The sequence below is a fragment of the Tateyamaria sp. genome, from assembly GCF_039940735.1.
Taxonomy (GTDB): domain Bacteria; phylum Pseudomonadota; class Alphaproteobacteria; order Rhodobacterales; family Rhodobacteraceae; genus Tateyamaria.
Map to the genome: position 1 here is coordinate 85,680 of NZ_JBDVGB010000048.1, position 20,206 is coordinate 105,885.

At 56.0% G+C, this 20,206-nt stretch carries 18 protein-coding genes; 10 read left to right on the forward strand and 8 right to left on the reverse strand.

Features of this window, described 5'->3' with window-relative positions:
• The first annotated feature begins 287 nt into the window (after positions 1 to 287).
• Complete coding sequence (locus tag ABJF76_RS09430; RefSeq protein ID WP_413822182.1) at positions 288 to 1,556, forward strand: glutamine synthetase; 1,269 nt, start codon at positions 288 to 290, stop codon at positions 1,554 to 1,556.
• A 31-nt stretch (positions 1,557 to 1,587) separates the two neighbouring features.
• Here ABJF76_RS09430 and ABJF76_RS09435 read toward each other — a convergent pair whose 3' ends face one another.
• The 4 genes from ABJF76_RS09435 to ABJF76_RS09450 form a co-directional block, all read right to left on the reverse strand.
• Positions 1,588 to 2,523, reverse strand: a complete 936-nt coding sequence (locus ABJF76_RS09435) for a carbohydrate kinase family protein (RefSeq protein ID WP_413822183.1) — start codon at positions 2,521 to 2,523, stop codon at positions 1,588 to 1,590.
• Positions 2,502 to 3,119: an AAA family ATPase gene (locus ABJF76_RS09440; RefSeq protein ID WP_413822184.1), complete on the reverse strand. Its 618-nt coding sequence runs from the start codon at positions 3,117 to 3,119 to the stop codon at positions 2,502 to 2,504. Before ABJF76_RS09440 ends, ABJF76_RS09435 begins: the two co-directional genes overlap by 22 nt.
• Positions 3,120 to 3,489: 370 nt before the next feature.
• Complete coding sequence (locus tag ABJF76_RS09445) at positions 3,490 to 4,599, reverse strand: Gfo/Idh/MocA family protein (RefSeq protein ID WP_413822185.1); 1,110 nt, start codon at positions 4,597 to 4,599, stop codon at positions 3,490 to 3,492.
• A gap of 12 nt (positions 4,600 to 4,611) precedes the next feature.
• The gene (locus ABJF76_RS09450; RefSeq protein ID WP_413822186.1) at positions 4,612 to 5,322 is read right to left on the reverse strand and encodes a GntR family transcriptional regulator; all 711 of its coding nucleotides are present in this window, start codon (positions 5,320 to 5,322) and stop codon (positions 4,612 to 4,614) included.
• 102 nt (positions 5,323 to 5,424) lie between these two features.
• Between ABJF76_RS09450 and ABJF76_RS09455 the strand changes: the two genes are divergently transcribed.
• The 8 genes from ABJF76_RS09455 (at position 5,425) to ABJF76_RS09490 (ending at position 14,136) form a co-directional block, all read left to right on the forward strand.
• Entirely contained in the window at positions 5,425 to 6,579 is a 1,155-nt protein-coding gene (locus ABJF76_RS09455; RefSeq protein ID WP_413822187.1) for an LLM class flavin-dependent oxidoreductase, read from the forward strand.
• Positions 6,579 to 7,469: an aldo/keto reductase gene (locus tag ABJF76_RS09460; RefSeq protein WP_413822188.1), complete on the forward strand. Its 891-nt coding sequence runs from the start codon at positions 6,579 to 6,581 to the stop codon at positions 7,467 to 7,469. Before ABJF76_RS09455 ends, ABJF76_RS09460 begins: the two co-directional genes overlap by 1 nt.
• Positions 7,469 to 7,978: a flavin reductase family protein gene (locus ABJF76_RS09465; protein WP_413822189.1), complete on the forward strand. Its 510-nt coding sequence runs from the start codon at positions 7,469 to 7,471 to the stop codon at positions 7,976 to 7,978. The genes ABJF76_RS09460 and ABJF76_RS09465 overlap by 1 nt, the downstream gene beginning before the upstream one ends.
• A 69-nt stretch (positions 7,979 to 8,047) precedes the next feature.
• A complete protein-coding gene (locus ABJF76_RS09470; protein ID WP_413822190.1) occupies positions 8,048 to 8,629 on the forward strand; it encodes a TRAP transporter small permease in 582 nt (193 codons plus the stop codon).
• A complete protein-coding gene (locus tag ABJF76_RS09475; RefSeq protein ID WP_413822191.1) occupies positions 8,630 to 10,102 on the forward strand; it encodes a TRAP transporter large permease in 1,473 nt (490 codons plus the stop codon).
• 32 nt (positions 10,103 to 10,134) lie between these two features.
• A complete protein-coding gene (gene dctP / locus ABJF76_RS09480) occupies positions 10,135 to 11,193 on the forward strand; it encodes a TRAP transporter substrate-binding protein DctP (RefSeq protein WP_413822192.1) in 1,059 nt (352 codons plus the stop codon).
• Between the two features lie 264 nt (positions 11,194 to 11,457).
• Positions 11,458 to 12,681, forward strand: coding sequence for a HAMP domain-containing protein (locus ABJF76_RS09485; protein WP_413822193.1), 1,224 nt, complete (start codon positions 11,458 to 11,460; stop codon positions 12,679 to 12,681).
• Positions 12,682 to 13,077: 396 nt separating this feature from the next.
• Positions 13,078 to 14,136, forward strand: a complete 1,059-nt coding sequence (locus ABJF76_RS09490; RefSeq protein WP_413822194.1) for a transporter substrate-binding domain-containing protein — start codon at positions 13,078 to 13,080, stop codon at positions 14,134 to 14,136.
• Positions 14,137 to 14,258: 122 nt separating this feature from the next.
• Here the strand turns inward: ABJF76_RS09490 and ABJF76_RS09495 are convergent, their stop codons facing one another.
• Complete coding sequence (locus tag ABJF76_RS09495; RefSeq protein WP_413822195.1) at positions 14,259 to 14,729, reverse strand: tetratricopeptide repeat protein; 471 nt, start codon at positions 14,727 to 14,729, stop codon at positions 14,259 to 14,261.
• Positions 14,730 to 14,786: 57 nt separating this feature from the next.
• Here ABJF76_RS09495 and ABJF76_RS09500 point away from each other — a divergent pair, with 57 nt between their 5' ends.
• On the forward strand, positions 14,787 to 16,040 hold the full coding sequence (locus tag ABJF76_RS09500; protein ID WP_413822196.1) for a cytochrome-c peroxidase: 1,254 nt from the start codon (positions 14,787 to 14,789) through the stop codon (positions 16,038 to 16,040).
• 36 nt (positions 16,041 to 16,076) lie between these two features.
• Here ABJF76_RS09500 and ABJF76_RS09505 read toward each other — a convergent pair whose 3' ends face one another.
• From ABJF76_RS09505 to ABJF76_RS09515, 3 genes are all read right to left on the reverse strand, one after another.
• Positions 16,077 to 16,856, reverse strand: coding sequence for a carnitinyl-CoA dehydratase (locus ABJF76_RS09505; RefSeq protein ID WP_413822197.1), 780 nt, complete (start codon positions 16,854 to 16,856; stop codon positions 16,077 to 16,079).
• On the reverse strand, positions 16,853 to 18,874 hold the full coding sequence (locus ABJF76_RS09510; protein ID WP_413822198.1) for an acetate--CoA ligase family protein: 2,022 nt from the start codon (positions 18,872 to 18,874) through the stop codon (positions 16,853 to 16,855). Before ABJF76_RS09510 ends, ABJF76_RS09505 begins: the two co-directional genes overlap by 4 nt.
• A 102-nt stretch (positions 18,875 to 18,976) precedes the next feature.
• The gene (locus ABJF76_RS09515; protein ID WP_413822199.1) at positions 18,977 to 20,137 is read right to left on the reverse strand and encodes an acyl-CoA dehydrogenase family protein; all 1,161 of its coding nucleotides are present in this window, start codon (positions 20,135 to 20,137) and stop codon (positions 18,977 to 18,979) included.
• Between the last annotated feature and the right edge of the window lie 69 nt (positions 20,138 to 20,206).

Genomic DNA, 20,206 nt, shown 5'->3' on the forward strand with positions numbered 1-20,206 from the left:
CTGTTAGCCCTTGTGATCTTGATCATTTAGGCAGGATGGAAAAACTGCACACTGCCCGGCGATTTGGTTCGTTTTTGGTCAGTTCAATTTCAACTGAAAACGTCTGAAGGGCAAATTGCCCCCTGTTCTCGAAAAGTAGTCGGCGAATTTGGGACCCAAGTGCATGTTGCAAGAATTGGCTTCGCGTATCACTAAGCTTAAGGCCACATCCGCGCTCACATGGACACGATTTGGTTTTATCTGCAGGGCAATCTACTGACCCAACGCCATAATCTAAAGAGGATCAAATGACCCAACGCACCCGAGTTCTGTTTTGTGATTTGTTGAACCTTCCGCGTGGCAAATTTGTGCCCATGGATGCGGCGGCAAGGGGCAAAGTCAGTTTTGCACGCGGGGTGTTTGGCACCACGTTTGATCGCAATCTGATCCCTGTGCCGGGGGCCGGCGTGTTTGATGGTATCCCGGATATGGAGCTGATGTTGGACGACGCCCGCCATCCAGATTGGCAGCAAGATTGCGAAATTGCGCTGGGCACCCTGCATGCCGACGGCGCGCCTTTTGGCCTGTGCGCGCGGGGGCGGCTACAGACGGCAGTTGCGGCTTGGCAGGCGCGTGGATTGTCGCCCAAAGTCGGGCTGGAAATGGAGGCCTATGTTTTTGAGCAGGACGATGATGGCGTCTGGATTCCTTATGATACACCCGGTGCATTTGTGTACGGCACTGGGCCGCAAAATGATCCCGATAGGTTGATGAACGCACTGTGGGCAACGGCAACGGATGCCGGTTTGCGGATCGAGTCGATGAACGGGGAATATGACAACGGTCAGTTCGAACTGACCTTGGCTTTTGATGATGCCGTGGCGGCCTGTGATGCTGCGTTTCTGTTCAAAACGATGGCGCGGGAAGTGGCCGCTGATATGGGACTGTTGCTGACGTTTCTGCCCAAGCCGATCCCGGATCGGGGTGGGTCGGGTTTGCACGTGAATTTTAGTTTTGCGGATGAAAGTGGGACCAACGTGATAGCGCCGGATGGGGTGCTTTCGGACGTGGCCAAGGGGTGCATGGCTGGGCTGATCCATCACCATGAAGGGCTGGCGGGGCTGTTGGCGATGACAGTAAATAGTTACGATCGCCTTGGGCCTGCGTCGATGGCGGGATATTGGGCGAATTGGGCCGAGGATCACCGATTGGTGACAACGCGAACCTGTATCGCTTCGCCGAACTCAGCGCGGTTGGAACATCGAACGGCGGATTGCGCGACCAACCCCTATCTGGCGGTGACAGCTGTCTTGCAGGCGGCGCTTTTGGGTGTTGAAAACGGCTATGAGTTGCCTGGGGCCGAAGACCTTGATGGCTTGGAAAACACCCGCGCCACGCGACATGTGCCAACGACGCTGGACCGCTCGATGCAAGCCTTGGAGAAAGACAAGGCCTTGCAGAAAGCCGTCGGCAAAGACATCTGCGACGCAGTAGTCTTTTTGAAACAAGACGAATGGAAACGGCTTAAGGGCAGGTCCGGGGATGAAATCCGCGATTTTTACCTGCCCTTTGTGTAAGATGTAAGGTGCGCATTTTGCGCAACTCGCCTTAGTCGAGTTCGTTCGCCCACGGTGGATTTGCGCCTGCACGTGATACGGTGATTGCGGCCGTGCGTGCTGCAAGGGTTAGCATGTCGCGCAAGGTTTCTTCGGGCAACGTGGCAAGCCCCTCGGGCTTTAGCGCATCAGCCGCACGCAACGCCGTCAAACATCCAGCATTAAAGGTATCGCCTGCGCCGACTGTGTCAACAACCGTGGCCTTTGCTGCGGGGACGTGCAGGTGGCGGCCACCTTGCAGATAGGCCGTGGCCCCTTCGCTGCCCTCGGTCAGTAGAAACATTTTTGGGCCCTTGGCTAGGATCGCTTGGGCTTTGTCTGCCAACGACGCGTCGCCGGGTTCAATCCAGTTCAGATCGTCGTCAGACAGCTTGATGATATCGGCCCGCCCGATAAGCGCGTTCAATCGCGCGCGATACCCACCGTGGTCCGACACAAAGCTGGGGCGAATGTTGGGGTCAGCCATGACCAAACGCCGTTCGGGCTGGGCAATTGCAAGGGTAAGCAAGCTATCGGCCACAGGCGGGTTGCACAAAGAGATACCGCCAAAGAAGATCGCCTCGATGTCGGATGGAACCGGGTCGATGTCGTCTGGGTTGATTTCGCGGGTCGCAGTGCCTTCGTCATAGAAGGTATAGGTCGCCTGCCCTTGGTCCAGATGGACAAAAGCCAACGTGGTATTTCGCGCGCTGCGCACAACATGTGCGGTCGACACATCGCTGGCCGTCATATGTGCTGCAATCATCGCGCCAAACGGGTCCGAAGACAGGCCAGTGATCAATCCCGTAGGCACGCCAAGGCGTCCAAGGGCCACAGCCGTGTTCAGCACAGCCCCTCCGACATGGGGGACATAAGCCCCGTCCGCATCCGGGATCATGTCGATCAGCGCTTCTCCGCAACACAAGATCATGTTGGTGTCTCCGTCCATGTGACGTCAGCCGGGGCCGACTTGGTTAGTACCGTGGTGATATTCGGTACGTCGTTGGTGTCAATCCATGCTTGCGCATCTGGCTTGTCATGTTCGACCCATCGTGCCTTTAAGCGCTCTATCAGCAACTCCATTGGCGGTTTTAACGCAATGGAAAAGCTCCATAGATCAAGTAGCCGCGTCCAAGGCTCTTGTTGCAGCAGTAAATAGTTGCCTTCGACAATGACGGTTGTGCACTTTGCGGGCACGCGGCCCGCACCTGCGATGGCAATTTCGCGGTTTCGGTCGAATATAGGGTAAATGACTGGATTAACAGATTGAAGTGCTGTGATTAGGCGAACAAAACCGTCAGCATCAAAGGTATGAGGCGCACCTTTACGATTCTGAGTGCCATCTAAATGAAGCAAACGATCGTCAAGGTGGTAGCCGTCCATCGGCACGACGAACGCGTCTTCGCCCTGTGCAGTAAGGCGTTTTGCCAAAGCCTCTGCCACAGTGCTTTTGCCGCTCGCTGGTGGGCCCGCAATGGCTACGATGCGTCTGTGCGGGGTAAGGGGCTGGGCTAGGATTTGCGCCGTTACGTCGTCTAAGGTCATATCACTCTCTATCTCTTCGGAACGGACGCTGTAATCGTTGCGCCTAGGGCATCGGGCAGGGGATGTTTCGTTGGTTTGATCACAGAGAAACGACGACCCAACCCGTGTACATGGATTCGATGCGCAATTTCAAACCTATGTGCCGCATTGAAATGGCGCGCATGTGGTCGAGTTTATCCAGAGCGGCGGGGTGATCTGTGATGGCAGAAATGTTGACCTTGAAGGCCACAACAGAAAATTCCGTTGAAATCGGCAGGATTTAGCCAAATTCGAGGCCCCGCCCGAGCAACAAGACACGGTGTATTAAGGCAGACGCAGACTTTTTAAAAAGTCTGTGTACAAATCCTCATTGAGGATTTGCGCCCGAAACTTAGGGCATCCAATATCGTGGGTCTACGGCTTGACCTGTGCGTGCGCTTTCCTGCGCTGCGATTCCAACTGCGACTGCGGCCCACCCATCATTAAGCGACACTTCAGCAACGCTTGTTTCGCCGCGCACCAATGCGACAAATTTCTGATGTTGATAGAATGTTGATCCGTTGTGGTCCCCTGCCTCAAGCAGTGTGGGGTCTACAGGAATGTCATGGGTTATCGGCCCTTGCGGTGCGCGGGGTGAGGTCACCAATTTGGCGACCGGAGCAGGGCCCAGATGCGTCGGCCAGAACCGTCCCGGACCGGGTACAAAGGCTTCGATCTTGCCTGTGGGACCAACGGCAGACAGTTCTTCTTGATAGGCGGCCCCTTCGGCGAACATGCACAATTCTAACATCGCCCGGGCGCCACCTTCGAAATCGACGATCACATAACCGCTGTCGATGATATCCGGCGTTTCCCCTTCGTAAGCTTCGCTTAGGTGGTTCACGGCCTGCGCAGCCGATGCCATAACGCGTATCGGTTCAGCGCCCAAAGTATGGCGCATCAGATCAAAGAAGTGGCAGCACTTTTCCACAAATGTCCCGCCCGTATAGCGGTTGAACCGGTTCCAATCCCCCACTTTTTCAAGAAACGGAAATCGGTGTTCGCGGATTGAAAATTGCTTGATCCCACCTGTTGCATCATCCGCACGATCCAAGAAATGAGAGATGACGGGCATATAACGATACTCCATCGCGACCCAAACAGGGGCCCGATAGGTGTCCCGGAAGGTGACCAGTTTTGCCACGTCGTCAGGATCGGTAAAGAGCGGCTTTTCCACCAGAATAGGCAGCGCGCGCGTGCCGGCAATATCTTGCAACTGTTCGACATGACGAAAGTTGGGGCTGACGATAAGCAGACAATCCAGATCTTCTACCGCCAGCAATGCAGCGACACTTTCGACCATCAAAGCGTCCGGTGCTAGGGATTGCGCCTTGGCTGCCATTTCGGCGTCAGGTTCGAAAATTGCAGCAACTTGGGTGTCGGGCAGCAGCGCGATATTGCGCAAATGCTCTTGCCCCATCATGCCGCATCCAATGATGCCGTATCTTACCTGTTGTGCCATGTGTGGCGTTCCTTATTTCAGTCGTTGGACGTAGACGGCGCGCGCAGGGTCAAACCATGTGCGCGAAAATTCAATCGCGTCGGGGCGATCGGCCCAACTAAGACGTTCGATAAAGCCCACGGCATCGCCTGGGCGCGGGGCGTAGTCATCGGGTGCCCAGTCGGGGACGGATGCCAAGCCAACGCGATCTTGGGCGCGTTGGATCCAAAGGCCCAAGGTTTTTCGATACGTGGCATACAGCGATTCGGACATTGTGCTTTCCTCGATCAAACCTGCATCCGCATCGAGCCAAATTTCCTCGACCGCTATAATTGTTTCATTGAGGCTGCGAAGACGGCGGATGCGTGTGGCCTGTGACGATGTGCCAAAAGCGGGCAAATCAGCAGGCTTGTCCATGTGATCTAGGCTTAGCACTTGGGCGCGCGGCAAGCCGCCGCCTTCCATCAGTTCTAGCCGAAACATCGCATAGACCGACCCTGTGTCGCCCCCAGCGCGCACATAGTTGCCCGACCCCTGAACCGCTTCGATCAACCCCTTTTCCCCCATATCCCGCAGCGCTTTGCGCAGGGTGCCTACAGACACGCCCAGCTCTACCGCCATCTCGCGTTCGGGGGGTAGGCGTTGGCCATCTATCAAGCGCCCTGACACGATGTCCCGCGTCAGAAGTTCGGCGATCTGCACATAGATCGGCAGCGCTTGGGGGGAGGGATGTGGTGACGTCACGCGATGTGCCAGGGCCAGTGGAAGTGAAAATTGATACATTATTGATCTACATCAATGACAGTGTTACGCAAGTATGAAGTTGCACCAATCGAAAGACCGCACATGACCGTTGTTCCGATCACGTCCCCTGATCTTGATGGTGCCGAAGTGTCGTGGTTTTCGGCGCTGTGTTCAGACGACTATCAGTTCCTTGGTGTGCCCGACGGCGATATGCGATCCAGCTGGGCGCATTGCAGCAACATCGTACGCGAGGCCGAGGCGCAGGGCTTTCGCAACGTTTTGTGCCCTTCGTCCTATCAGGTTGGGCAAGACACGTTGTCCTTTGTGGCGGGCTGTGCGCCGATTACTGACAAGATCAACATGCTGGCCGCAGTGCGCTGCGGAGAAATGCAACCGATCATGCTGGCCCGTACCATCGCGACGCTGGATCACATGCTAGAGGGGCGGTTGACGGTCAACATCATCAGCAGCGACTTTCCCGGCGAAAAGGCCGACAGTAATTTCCGTTACCAACGCTCGCGCGAAGTGGTCGAAATCCTGAAACAAGCGTGGACGCAGGATGAGATCAATTTCGAAGGCGACGTTTACAATTTTCAAGGTCTGACGACAGACCCCGTGCGCCCTTACCAAACGGGCGGCCCGCTTTTGTACTTTGGCGGCTACAGCCCTGCGGCCCTCGAACTTTGTGGGCAACACTGTGACGTCTACCTTATGTGGCCCGAGCCCAAAGAGGCATTGGCAGGCCGCATGCGCGATGTGAATGCTGTGGCTGAAAAATACAATCGCACGCTGGATTATGGTCTGCGCGTCCACATGATTGTGCGCGATACTGAAGCCGAGGCGCGCGAATATGCCGACTACATCGTATCGAAACTTGATGATGAGTACGGACAGTTGATCCGTGATCGCGCGTTGGATTCCACGTCTTTGGGTGTGGCGCATCAGGCCAAAGCGCGCGAATTGGCAGACAAGTTCGGCTATGTTGAACCGGGTCTTTGGACAGGCGTGGGTCGTGCACGCTCTGGCTGCGGAGCGGCTTTGGTTGGGTCCACCGATCAAGTCTTGTCCAAGATCGAAGAATACCAGAAGATGGGTATCCGGGCCTTTATCTTTTCGGGATATCCGCACATTGACGAGGCAAAGCACTTTGGGTCGCGCGTCATGCCGCACTTGAAAACCTGTTCTTTGCCCCATGCTTATGGACGGGTGCCGACCGGCGCGCCCGCAACACCCCTTTCGCTAGGAGAGCGCCACTAATGGATCGCGTCCAACTATCTGACAGCACAAATTTTTCCCGTATCGTCTATGGCATGTGGCGTATCGGTGACGACACCGACACATCCGCCAAACACGTGCAGGCCAAAATTCACGCCTGCCTTGATCAGGGCATCACAACCTTTGATCAGGCCGACATCTATGGCGGATATGTTGCCGAGGCGATCTTGGGTGAGGCTTTGAAGGCCGACACATCCTTGCGTGGACGCATGGAAATCGTGACCAAATGCGATATCGTCGCCCCGGCGGGCCGCTATGCCGCGGCACCTGTCAAATACTACGACACCAGCCGTGCGCACATCCTGCAATCGGTTGAAAACTCGCTGACAGATATGGCGATTGACCATATTGATCTGCTGCTGATCCACCGCCCCGACCCGTTCATGGATCACCATGAAACCGGCGCCGCGCTGGACGAAGTGGTAAAATCCGGCAAAGTGGGCGCCGTAGGTGTATCGAATTTCCGGCCCTATGACTGGGACTTGCTGCAATCGGCGATGAAAACACCGATGATCACCAACCAGATCGAAATCAGCCTTGGGCAGATTGACCCCTTTAGCAACGGTGATTTGGCTTTCCACCAACGACACGGGCATCACCTGATGGCGTGGTCCCCTTTGGGTGGGGGCGGCTTGATGTCGGGCAGTGACAAGCTGCATGCGGTCATGGATGAATTGGCCGAGACACATAACGTGGACCGCGCCGCCGTTGCTGTCGCCTTTTTGCTGGCGCACCCGGCGGGCATTTTGCCAGTGATGGGCACCAACAATCTGGACCGGATTAAACGGATCAGCGACGCGATGCGCGTCAACCTGGATCGCCCCACATGGTTCCGTCTGTACGAAGCAGCACTTGGGCACGAGGTGGCGTGATGAGCCTGCAAGACCCGATCCAACCTACGGTGTTTTCGCCCGACGAGAGCACAAGCCGCCAGTTGCGCGACGCCTTTGGAAAGTTCGCCACAGGCATCACCGTGATCACGGCGCATAGTGCGGATGGCCCGGTTTCTATTGTTGCCAACAGCTTTGCGTCAGTGTCGCTGGATCCAGCACTTGTGTTGTGGTCAGTCGATCGCACGTCACGTCGCTTTCCTTATTTTGAGGCAGCGGATCACTACGCGATCCACGTTTTGGCGGCTGAACAACAAGACCTGTGCACGCAGGTATCGCGGGATGTGCACGCGCTGGGCGCAGTGGCGCATACATTGAATGCGGACGGCGTGCCCCTGATTGATCATTGCCTTGCGCGATTTGAATGCCGCAGGGTGGCTGCACATGATGCAGGTGATCACATCATTATCGTGGGCCAAGTGCAGCGCACCGAAATGCGCGATGGCGCGCCGTTGACGTTTTATGGCGGACAAATCGGCCCGATTGGCTAGGCTTTCGGGACGACCCCGGCCACGACGCAGATAAGCGTCGGGCCGATAACAAAAAGGGAGGGGGCCCATATGGGGCTTTTGCTGACGGTGCTTGCACCTATCAGTGTTGTGAATGCTCTCGTGCTCAAGATTGGGCGCGGCATTGGCATTGCCGCCATTGCCATCATGGTGGCTGCAATTTTGATACAGGTTGTCGCGCGCTATGTGTTCAACAACGCCCTGCCTTGGCCGGATGAGGCTGCGCGGTTTTGCATGCTTTGGATGACGGGGTTGATGGCGCCCACTGCGTTTCGGCGCGGCGGGTTTGTGGCGCTTGATATGATCTCGGGGTTTATGTCAGCACGTGTGTCGGCTGTACTGTCGCTGATCCTGTTGCTGATATCGGCCCTGATTTTGGTCGTCGCGGTACAAATCGGCTGGGGCGAAGTCACCGGGTTCGGAGGCCGCTTTGCCACTGCATCCCTTTACCTGCCTACATTCGACGGTTGGTTTCGTATTCCGCGCAGCTGGATGATGCTGTCGCTGCTCGTCGGCGTCATCCTTTTGCTGGCCGTAAACATCGAACTGATCCTGCGCGGCATTGTGCAAATGCTAGGCGGCAAAGACCGCTTGCCTGTCATCGATATGGGCGAAATGGCGGGGGCTGAATAAATGTTGATCTGGTTCTTGCCCTTGTTTTTGTTATTCCTTTTGATCGGTCTGCCGGTGTTCTTTGGCCTGTTGGCCGCACCGGGTTTGCTGTTGTGGTTGAATGGACAGGAAAAAGACATCACGCTGCTTTATCGCAATGTTTACAACGGGATGGACAGCTTTCCGCTTATGGCGATCCCGTTCTTTATGCTTGCGGGCGAAATGATGAACAAAGGCGGCATCACCATCCGCCTTGTGCAGTTTTCCCAAGCACTGATGGGTCATTTGCGTGGCGGCTTGGCGCAAGTCAACGTGCTGTCGTCGATCCTGTTTGCTGGGCTGTCGGGATCGGCTGTGGCGGACACATCTGCACTGGGGTCCATGCTGATCCCGGCCATGGAAAAAGAAGGCTATACCCGCCGCTTTGCCGCTGCGATCACCGCGGCGAGTTCAGTGATCGGGCCGATTATCCCGCCTTCGGGCATTATGATTATCTATGCCTATGTGATGGGCGAAAGCGTTGCGGCCTTGTTCCTTGCGGGCATTGTGCCGGGGATCATGGTCGGTGTGGGGTTGATGGTGATGATCCGGCTGACTGCGGATCACTACGACCTACCTGCGGCCAAACGGGTTGAATTTGACGGGGTCGAACTGAAGCCGCTGGAAAAATGGGTGTCTTTTGTTTTGGTGCGCCTGAACATCGGTCTTTTGATCTGGGCCATTGTTCCCATCCCGGCCACATCTGCGCTGATGCAATGGGTAACCCTTGCCGGGGCCGTCGCCGTGGCTCACGCGCTGATGTTGGCGCTGCGCACCCAAGTTAGCGGGCAATTCCGCACCATCTGCAAACGCGCCATCGTGCCGTTGCAAACCCCAGTTCTGATCCTCGGCGGTATCCTTGGCGGGGTGTTCACCCCAACCGAGGCTGCCGCCGTTGCCGTGGCCTATGCGATGTTTGTAGCGTTCTTTGTGTTGCGCACCATGTCTTTGAAAGACCTTCCTAATATCCTGTCGCGCGCTGGGCTGACGTCGGCCATTGTGCTGCTGTTGGTGGGGGCTGCGATGGCGTTCAAGACAGTGGTGTCACTGTCATATGCGCCGCAAATCTTGGCCGACTACATCCTGACGTTGTCGGAAAATCCACTGATCCTGCTGTTTTTGATCAACCTGCTGCTGTTCGTCGTGGGCATGTTTTTGGATGCGGGTCCGGCGATTATCATCTTGGGTCCAATCCTTGCGCCGATCTTTACCGATCTGGGCGTCGACCCGATCCACTTTGCCATCATCATGAGCGTGAATCTGACTGTGGGGCTGGCAACGCCGCCCATGGGGCTTGTGCTGTTTGTGGCCGCAGCGGTCAGCCAAGAAAAGGTCGAAACCATCGCCAAAGCCATCTTGCCATTCCTCGCAGTCGAGGTGATCGTGATCTTTTTGATTACATATATCCCCGCGATTTCGATGACCATTCCCCGCCTGACGGGGTTCGCCAACTAAACGATTGAGTACCAATGGGAGGAACCTAAATTATGCTCAAGACAACCCTCAAGGCCCTTACGGCCGCCGCGCTGCTTGCAGGCAGCACCATGATGGCAAGTGCGCAGGATTTCACAATCCGGGCCACGGCCAACTCCAACGAAAACGACGAAGATTATGACGGTCTTGTTGTGTTCAAAAACTACGTCGAGGCAGCATCCAACGGTGCCATCGCTGTGGAATTGTTCATCGGCACCCAGCTGTGTTCAAACGGTGCGGAATGCCTGCAAGGCGTCGCGGATGGCAGCATTGATGTCTATATCTCGACCTCGGGGGGTGCGTCCGGCATTTTCCCATATGTGCAGGTGCTTGATCTGCCCTATTTGATGGCCGACGACCGTATCGCCGAACACGTACTGTCGGGCGATTTCACCCGCACCATGCGTGACATGGCGCTTGAGGATTCCGACAACTCGATCCGCCTGATGACCATCGGCAACACAGGTGGCTGGCGCAACTTTGCCAACACGCAACGCCGTGTGGCCGAGCCTGCCGATATGGACGGTCTGAAAATCCGCACCGTGGTCGCCGACCTGCCCCAAGAGTTGGTCAAAGCATTGGGCGCGTCCCCAACGCCGATCCCATGGCCTGAACTGTTCACATCGTTCCAGACGGGCGTTGTTGAAGGATCCAAGAACGGCATCACCGACATCATGGGCATGAAGTTCCCTGATGCGGGTCTGCAATATGTGACGCTGGATGGGCACGCCTACATGGGCGCGCTGTGGTGGATGAGCAATGAAAAGTTCACCGGGATGCCAGAAGACATGCGCCGCGTTGTGGTTGATGGGTTCTATGCCCTGCAACAGGCCACGTTCGCATCGCCCAAGCGCAAGTCGATTGCCGCTTACGAAGAGTTCGTCGCCGGTGGTGGTGATCTGTATGTGCCGACACCTACGCAAAAGGCGGCTTTCGCCGAAGCGTCCACACCGGTTTATGACTGGTTCAAAGACAACGTGGCCCGTGGTCCCGCGATCTTTGATGCGTTGACTTCGGCTGTGTCCGAGGCTGAGGCGGAAATTGGTGCCGCGCGCGATGCCGATTTGAACTAACCCAAGGCAGGCAACCGCCTGCATGTTTTAGAAAGGCCGTTCCTTTTTGGGGCGGCCTTTTTTGTTGTGTGTTCGCCTCTGTGCGAGGCCGTGCAATCAACGGCCTAAGCTAGGTGAATCTCTTAAGAAACTCCAATAACTATATTTTGTAGTTCCATTTCCAGCGAGATGGTTACCCTTGGGTCAATCAAAGCTGCCGGCCTCGCTGCGCTTCAGACATTGCGAACTCGTTGGTTGCCAATGAAGACAAGAAAGCAATTGTTTATGTCTAAACCTGACGAACTTTCTATTGGTCGGTTCGACAAATCCTTCCTCATTCACATGATCAAAGACTTTTTTATCGTTCTCATGGCTGTTTCAGCCCTTGAGTTCGCGTTGAAGGGGGCGAATGTTTATCGGGTATATTCCAGCGACGGCGAAAACCAGGCGCGCGTGGTCGCTGAAGAACTTGCCGAGAACGTGGTATCCATCATGTTAAACGAAGGCGGTCCAGTCGCGGCCCGCACGATCTATCCGATCCTGGACCAAAACTGGGAAGATCTGGGTTACGAAATTGGCATCGTGCCGTCCGAAGTTACGGTAACGTCAATCGAAGACGCGTTTGGCTATACTCCGGAAGGTGTTCCAATTTCACCTGTTCCGGACACGCGTCACAAGACTGCAATCGTCGAAATTGCGGCAAATTCATTCTGTCTCAGTTGCCACACAGATGCGGATGTGGGGGACGTGCTTGGGCATATTGTGGTGCGAAATTACTTGGCCCGTGATTTCCTTGTCTGGTGGGAAGACATCAAGGTCACTCTCGGCTTGGCGATCGGAAAGATCGTTTTGCATTCGTTTTTGCTGTTCTTGATCCTGCGAAGCCGAATGGAGCCTCTTTTGCGGCTGCGCGCTGTCGTAAGCAGTTTGTCCAAGGCTTACACCAATCTTAATCGGCGCGTTGAAGTTAAGACAGCCGATGAGTTTGGTGTCTTGGCCCGCGACCTGAATGTCTTTCTTGATCGCATTAGCCTGCTTGTTGATGAACTCGACTTGGTATTGCGTCGTGTGGTGTCCGTAAATGATGACATCATTCAGGTTCAGGTTTCGCTGCGTGATCAGATCGACACTGTCGTGTCAAAAAGCCGCTCATTGGAACGCGGCGCGATGCTGACTGCAAAAAGAGAACCGCGGCTATCATCTGAATGGTTCGATGCCATGCGAAAATCGATCGCAGAATTGGATGCGGCCATGGCGAGCGTCGAGGGTGCTCCTGAGGCTGGCTCACTCGTTGAAACGCTGCGTTCCGTTGTTGCAGGGGCAGAGGCGCAGATTGAGGGATCTGAACAGTTATACGGGGAATTGACGGTGTTGGGGGATGAGGCCGAGCAACTGAAGAATGGTATCGCCGAAATGACGCGCCTCGAAGAACGGATGAAGACGGTTATTGAAACCGGCAGCAAACTGGTCAGTAGGTTGCGCCCCACTCCGAACGCAAAAAGTAAGTAGTGGTGAAATGTAAGTCACAATGTAGACCCATCATAATTTAGGCTGACCGAAGTGTAGGTTAGTGCCAATATGGACCAGTTGGTTTTTCGCGTCGCTTAAGAGTCCGTCGATTGCTGCACGCAAAAAGATCGTCGCCGACGGTTTTAACATTTATGCGCCGACGCCAACACAAAATGCGAGCCGTCTTGGTGCGGACAGCCGTTTTTTATATGGCCAACAGTACTGCGCTTAAATCTGATGCACCTGAACGCGCGTTTGCCTCCGGCGTGACAGATCAGCCTCGGGATTGGAATATTCCGGGGCTAGCCGAAATTGGATGCTTGATGCTGATGGTTTGGCTGTTTAAGCGTGCGTTTCTACGTCCCACGCACTTTTGCGTGAATTTTGGGGGTCAAGGTGAGAAAGCTACTTGTGCTGTTGTTTCTTGCGGCGGTCTCATTTGGGTCGTCGGTTCTGGCGCAACAAACTGATATCTCGATTTCGACGGTCACGCGCGAGCCATTTTCGATGGAACGCGAGGGTGAGCACGTCGGATTTAGTATCGAACTGTTCCAAGAGCTTGCCAAACGGTTGGATCTGACGGCGACGTTTGTTCGCACGGACAGCTTTGGTGAGATGTTGGCGGCTGTCGAAACGGGGGCTGTGGACGGCGCGATTGCCAATATCTCGATCACGGCCGCGCGCGAAACGGTCATGGATTTCACCCAGCCGATTTTTGACAGCGGCTTGCAAATTATGGTTCCGTTTGGCGGGAAAAGGTCTTCGATTTTTTCTGCATTGCTGACGTGGGATATCTTTTTTGCGTTGGCGATTGCAATACTGCTGCTTTTTGGTGGCGGCATGCTGATGTGGGTGTTCGAACGCAACGTGTCGGATTACTTTCGTCGCCCCGCCAAAGATGCGGCTTTCCCTGCGTTTTGGTGGGCGTTGAATTTGGTGGTTAATGGGGGGTTCGAAGAACGCATGCCGCAATCGCGGGCTGGGCGCGGGTTTGCGGTGCTTTTAGTCGTATCATCCCTTTTTGTGGTGTCCGTCTTTGTGGCGACAATCACAGCGGCAATGACGGTTAATGCGTTGAAAAATGAAATCACTTCATTGTCGGATCTTGAAGGCAAGCGCGTCGGCACAATCGGCGGGTCAACCGCTTCTACGTTTTTGCTGAACAGAGACATAAATTTCATTGAGCTCGACAATCTCGAAGAGATGTATCGTGTTTTTGAAGCCGGCGACTTGGACGCGGTCGTTTTCGACAAACCAATCCTTGATTACTATGTCACGACGCGTGGACAGAAAACGGGGCGCATGCTGGACCCCATTTTTAAACCCGAGAACTATAGCATCGCGTTGCCCACTGACAGTTCGTTGCTTGAGCCGCTTAATCAGACTTTGCTGCGCCTGCGCGAGGATGGGACATACGATAGCCTGCGTGCAAAGTGGTTTGGGGTGGGGCGCTAAGTCATTAAAATCCCGTTTTCCAAGGGATTTTCCGGTTGGTGCCTGCCTTGATTGCCGTGTGATGGAGCGTATTGTAAATTTTGGCAGTTCTATCTTCCATTGGATAGGGCAGACTGCCAAACTCAGCGAAATGGATACATCCACACCTTGTAATCAGCGACCAGAATATGCGCCCGATCAATCTCTTCTTTCGTCATTTTCTTGACCACTTCCTCAAGCGAGATGGCCGCGTCCGGGTCGCCGCCGATGGCGGACAACGTGTACCACATGTAAGCGCGCACAAGGTCGCGGGCGGGCATGCCGCGTCCGACTTCGTAATACCAGCCGATGCCGCTTTGCGCGCCCGGGTGCCCCTTCAACGAAGCGCGCAGATACCATTCAAAAGCACGCTCGTCGTCGCGTTCAACCCCAAGGCCAAGCGCGTAAAGGACACCGATCAATTCTTCGGCCTCGGCGTTGCCGGATCGCGCGGCGGGCCACAATGCATCATAGGCGGCGGTATATTCACCCGCCTCCATCAAATCGCGGGCCTCTTCCATTTCGGCCCAGGCGGGCAGGGCCAGAAACGCCAAGGCTATGGCAAGTTTGCGCATGTTGTCCTCCTTGCCGCGACACCGGCTTTTGCCACCGATTTACCGCGTTCGTTGACCATGGATGATTTCATTCCTGTCGATCTGGCACAAGCTAAACTGGGTCAATTGCTGTTTTACGATCGCATTCTGTCGGGCAATCAAAATATCGCCTGTTCAACCTGTCACCACCCTGATCTTGGCACCGCCGATGGGCTAAGCCTTGGGATCGGAGAGGGCGGTGTGGGCCTTGGCCCTGAACGCACGCCGGGCACGGGCGATGATCGTATTCGCAAACGCATCCCGCGCAATGCGCCGGGGCTGTGGAACCTTGGCGCGCGTGATTTGTCGGTGATGTTTCATGACGGGCGGCTGATGGCTCAAGACACCTACGAGAACGGTTTTAACTCGCCCGCGCAGGAATGGTTGCCCGACGGCCTTGATAATCTGTTGGCCGCGCAATCCATCTTTCCGCTGGTTGCACAATTTGAAATGGCGGGTAATCCGCGCGAAAACGAAGTGGCAGGGGCCGTGCACAATCGCATTGATTACGCATGGCCAATCCTGACCGACCGCGTGCGCCATATCCCCGCCTATGCCAAAATGTTCACGCAGGCCTTCCCGCACATTCAATCCGCATCTGACATCACAATTGCGGATATCGCCAACAGCCTTAGCGCCTTTATGGTCCATGAATGGACCAGCTTTGATAGCCCCTTTGACGCCTATCTTGCTGGCGAAACGAGGGCCCTGACACCGCAACAACAGGACGGTATGGCGCTGTTTTACGGCAAGGCAGACTGTGCGAGCTGTCACAGTGGCTCACTGCTAAGCGATCACGGCTTTCATGCAATTGGCCTGCCGCCCTTTGGGCCGGGGCGCACGCGGCCCTTTGATCCGATGGTGCGGGACGTGGGGCGGATGGGCAAAAGTGACCGCCTAGAAGATGCCTATGCGTTCCGAACGCCGATGTTGCGCAATGTCGCGCTGACTGCGCCCTATGGGCACAACGGGGCCTATCCGACGCTAGAGGGCATCGTGCGCCACCACTTAGATCCACGCAGCAGTTTTGATACGTGGATGCCAAAGATGGCGGCGTTGGTGTCTGTGCCGTGGCTGGAACAAGCGGACTTCATGGTCAGGCGCGATGCCCGCGAAATCACACGCCAGCGGGCGGCGATCACACTTGATCCAACGCCATTGCAGGATACAGAAGTCACCGCAATTGTTGATTTTCTGGGCGCGTTAACCGGTGAAACGGCGAAGGAGGGCAAGCTGGGTATTCCACCCAACGTGCCAAGTGGCCTGCCAATGGATGCACGCCCCAAACGTTGAATTGCCCGCCAAATTGGTCAGCCTCAGCAGCGGGCCTTAACGGCCTTTCCAGACGGGGTCGCGTTTTTCAGCAAAGGCACGCGCACCTTCCAACTGATCATCCGAACGATACAGTTTTTCCACAGAGGCCAACTGGCTTTTGGTAATGCGGTTCATGGCGTCTTGAAACTTTGCATCCTCAGCATCGCGCACGATTTCCTTGATCGCCGCATAAACCAACGGCGGACCAGAGGCGAGCAGGCGGGCCAAATCCCATGCACGATCCATCAAATCCGCGCCCGCAACGATCTCGTTCACCAAGCCCCAACGATGCGCTTCGTTGACATCAAACCACCGGCCAGTCAGCAGCAGTTCCATCGCGATGTGATAAGGAATGCGCTTGGGCAACTTGACCGACGCCGCATCCGCCACAGTGCCGGATCGTATTTCGGGCAAGGCAAAGCTGGCGTGATCTGCGGCCAGAATGATGTCGGCGCTCAGCGCCAGTTCCAGCCCACCACCACAGGCAATCCCGTTCACGGCGGCAATCACCGGTTTGTTCATGTCGCGTAGTTCTTGCAGGCCGCCAAAACCGCCCACACCATAGTTGCCATCCACGGCGTCCCCGTCCGCCGCCGCCTTAAGGTCCCAACCGGGGCAAAAGAATTTTTGTCCAGCCCCAGTCAGGATCGCGACCCGCAATTCGGGATCGTCACGGAAGGCCATAAACGCTTCGCCCATCACCACGCTGGTGGCGAGATCAATGGCATTTGCTTTGGGGCGGTCCAAAGTGATTTCAAGGATCGCACCTTCGCGTCGTGTTTTGATGGGGCTCATTTTGGGTCAGCTTTCTCTATCAGCGCATCCACTGCAACGGCCCGGGTGGGCGTGCACAAAAGCGGGTTGATCTCAATTTCGCTCAAGGTGTCGGCTTGGGCAAGGGCATAGGATTGCACGGCCATGACAGCATCGATGACGCTGGGCATATGCGCACCGGGCTTGCCGCGATATCCGTGTAACAGCGGCGCACAGGCCAGTGCGTTTAAGGCATAGGTCACGTCGTCTTTGGTGACAGGCAACAACAGCGAAACCGTGTCACGCAGCAGTTCGGTCAGCACGCCCCCTGCGCCAAGGGTCAGGATCAATCCGTGGGCGTCATCACGGGTGACACCGACCAGTAACTCAGCAACAGGGCCGTCGATCATTTCCTCGATCAACACGACCGGGGTGCTAACTTGCACGGCGGTCTGTGCGACGCCGTCCATCGACACATTCAAGCGCACCGCATCTGCGTCGGTTTTGTGAGCCAAGCCCACGCCCTTAATGGCAAAGGGCGGGGTCAGGTCCTGCGCGGCTAGGTACGCTTGATCCGCAGACGTGGTGAGATTGCGCGGTACATCCACACCATGCGCGTTCAAGGCCGCTTTGGCCTCAGCCTCACTTAGGGTGTGCGTGTCGGTGCTTAGCTCGGCGGGCAGGCATAGGGGCAAAGCATGGGGCACTGCCCCGTGACTTGCGGCCTCAATCGCGGCCAAAGCCTCGCCTAGGCCGCAAAAAGGAACAACGCCGCCGGCCATCAGCTGTTTGGCGATATCTTTTGGCATCAGCTCCGGCAAAGACGCAACAACGCCAAAGGGACGATCCGTTTGCGTGCGCACTGCTAACGCGGCATCTGTGGCACACACCCAGTCTTTTGCATCCGTTGCGGGATAGTCAATAATCGACAGGGTCATATCAATGCCCGGCCCCGTTATGGCACCCCACGCGCGCGCCATCGCGTCTCTGTCACGCCAGATATAGGTGTTGTAATCAAGTGGGTTGCTCAGGGCGACCATCGGGCCCAAAGCGGCGCGCAAATCGTGGGATTGGGTGTCGGTCAACGCAGGAAAGCTGATGCGCGTGTCGACAGCCATATCGGCAATCAGGCTCGCCTCGCCCCCCGAGCAGCTGATCGACGCGATCTTTGATCCCGCCAAAGGGCCTTGGACATGTAGCAGTTTCAGCGTTTCTAAAAAGTCGGGTAGGGTGCGCAGCCGTGCAATGCCAAGGCGCGCAAGTAAAGCATCAGCCCCGGCATCACTTCCGGCCAACGACGCAGTATGGGAAATGGTCGCACGCTGCGCCTGTTCGGATGCGCCGACCTTTAAGGCGACAAGCGGGATACCCCTTGCATGCGCCTTGGTGGCCAGCGCCTCCCAATCACGCAGATTTCCGAACCCTTCGATATGCAGACCAATTGCCGTCACCCGCGGATCATCCAACAGCGCCATGGCAATCTGCGCCTGAGACGTCTGCGCCATGTTCCCACAAGTCACCGTATAGGCGATGGGCAACCCGCGCTGCTGCATCGTAAGGTTGATGGCGATGTTTGAACTTTGCGTCAGGATGGCGACACCGCGATCAACCGACGCGCAGCCATGCTGATCCGGCCACAGCAACGCTCCATCCAGCGCATTGATAAAGCCGTAACAATTAGGGCCTAGGATCGGCATATTACCTGCCGCGCGGACCAGTTGTGCCTGAAGGTCCTGCGCCGCGGCATCCTCGGCACTCGCCTCGGAAAAGCCAGAGGCAAAACAAACGGCCCCGCCCGCATTGATACGCGCGAGTTGCGCCACAACATCGATCGTCGCATGACGGTTTACACCAATAAACACCGCATCCGGAGACCCCGGCAGGGCGTTGACAGACGGAAACGCCGTATATCCGCCCACAGTTGCAGCACGTGGATGGACAGGCCAAATCTGGCCGTCAAACCCCATCTTTTGGGTTTGCTCGATGACGGCCGCACACCAAGCGCCCCCCCCAATGACCGCAACGCTACGCGGTCTAAAAAGACGACTTAACCGTGCCACCAAAAACCACTCTTTGCCTTTCTTTGGGTCCCAAATACCTTGGGGAGCGCGAGGGGAAACCCCTCGCTCCTATCGGATGAGCCATGCTCATTCGAAACCATTTCAAGCACCCAAAGGCCGCAACAAGTCGCGACTGATTATGTGACGCTGAATTTCCGATGTGCCATCCCAGATGCGTTCTACCCGCGCATCGCGCCAGAACCGTTCAATTGGGAAATCATCCATCAATCCCATACCACCATAAATTTGCAAGGTCGCGTCAGTCACCCGCGCCAACGTCTCAGAGGCATAAAGCTTGGCGCTCGCGATCTCTCGATTGGCGGGCAGGCCTTGATCAAGCCGCCAGGCCGCCGCCAAAGTGAGCCAATCGGCGGCATCAATCTCGGTGATCATATCGGCAATCTGAAAGCCGACACCTTGAAACTTGCCGATGGGTTGGCCGAACTGCTTGCGTTCCGCCGCATAAGACAGCGCATAATCAAAGCAGCGGCGCGCGCGTCCGACGGAAAAGGCTGCAACCGTGATCCGCGTGGCATAAAGCCATTCGTTCATCACCGCAAAACCACCATCGACCTCGCCCAGCACCTGAGAATCCGGCAGGCGACAGTCATCAAAATCCAGAATGCAGTTTTTGTACCCCTTGTGGCTGACCGAATTATAACCGTCACGGACTTCAAAACCGGGCGTGCCGCGATCCACAAGAAAGGTGGTAATGCGTTTCTTTGGTCCTTTGGGCGTGTCATCAACGCCGGTGGCGATGAAAACGATAAAGAAATCGGCATGTTCCGCACCCGATATAAAATGCTTGGACCCGTTCACAACCCAATCTCCGCCATCGCGCACAGCACTGCATTTCATGCCGCGCACGTCTGATCCGGCGTCCGGTTCTGTCATTGCCAGTGCGTCCATGCGTTCGCCGCGAACGGCGGGCAGCAAATAGCGTTCGCGTTGTTCGGCATCACAAGCCATCAAAATGTTCTGAGGGCGGCCAAAGAAATGGGTCAGCGCCATCGATCCACGGCCTAGTTCTCGTTCGACCAGTGTGAAATCGACGTGGCTTAACCCAGCACCGCCAACCTCTTCGGGGAAGTTGCAGGCATAAAACCCTAGATCGATACACTTGCTTTTGATCGCTTCGCCCAATTCGGGCGGCACATGGCCTGTGCGTTCAACGTCTGCCTCGTGCGGATAGATTTCGTTTTCCACGAAACTGCGCACGGTCGACACGATCATTTCTTGTTCTTCGCTTAAACCAAACTGCATTCGTGGTCTCCTGCCTCGGGGCAATAATTGCGCTACACTGCCCCAATTCGATGCCGAGGTTTAGCTCTT

Coding starts and splice junctions, on each gene's coding strand:
- ABJF76_RS09465 (WP_413822189.1), top strand. CDS start 7,469: ATGAGCCTGCAAGACCCGATCCAACCTACGGTGTTTTCGCCCGACGAG.
- ABJF76_RS09445 (WP_413822185.1), bottom strand. CDS start 4,599: ATGGCACAACAGGTAAGATACGGCATCATTGGATGCGGCATGATGGGG.
- ABJF76_RS09435 (WP_413822183.1), bottom strand. CDS start 2,523: ATGGACGGAGACACCAACATGATCTTGTGTTGCGGAGAAGCGCTGATC.
- ABJF76_RS09460 (WP_413822188.1), top strand. CDS start 6,579: ATGGATCGCGTCCAACTATCTGACAGCACAAATTTTTCCCGTATCGTC.
- ABJF76_RS09515 (WP_413822199.1), bottom strand. CDS start 20,137: ATGCAGTTTGGTTTAAGCGAAGAACAAGAAATGATCGTGTCGACCGTG.
- ABJF76_RS09455 (WP_413822187.1), top strand. CDS start 5,425: ATGACCGTTGTTCCGATCACGTCCCCTGATCTTGATGGTGCCGAAGTG.
- ABJF76_RS09440 (WP_413822184.1), bottom strand. CDS start 3,119: ATGACCTTAGACGACGTAACGGCGCAAATCCTAGCCCAGCCCCTTACC.
- ABJF76_RS09495 (WP_413822195.1), bottom strand. CDS start 14,729: ATGCGCAAACTTGCCATAGCCTTGGCGTTTCTGGCCCTGCCCGCCTGG.
- ABJF76_RS09485 (WP_413822193.1), top strand. CDS start 11,458: ATGTCTAAACCTGACGAACTTTCTATTGGTCGGTTCGACAAATCCTTC.
- ABJF76_RS09470 (WP_413822190.1), top strand. CDS start 8,048: ATGGGGCTTTTGCTGACGGTGCTTGCACCTATCAGTGTTGTGAATGCT.
- ABJF76_RS09505 (WP_413822197.1), bottom strand. CDS start 16,856: ATGAGCCCCATCAAAACACGACGCGAAGGTGCGATCCTTGAAATCACT.
- ABJF76_RS09430 (WP_413822182.1), top strand. CDS start 288: ATGACCCAACGCACCCGAGTTCTGTTTTGTGATTTGTTGAACCTTCCG.
- ABJF76_RS09475 (WP_413822191.1), top strand. CDS start 8,630: ATGTTGATCTGGTTCTTGCCCTTGTTTTTGTTATTCCTTTTGATCGGT.
- ABJF76_RS09500 (WP_413822196.1), top strand. CDS start 14,787: ATGGATGATTTCATTCCTGTCGATCTGGCACAAGCTAAACTGGGTCAA.
- dctP (WP_413822192.1), top strand. CDS start 10,135: ATGCTCAAGACAACCCTCAAGGCCCTTACGGCCGCCGCGCTGCTTGCA.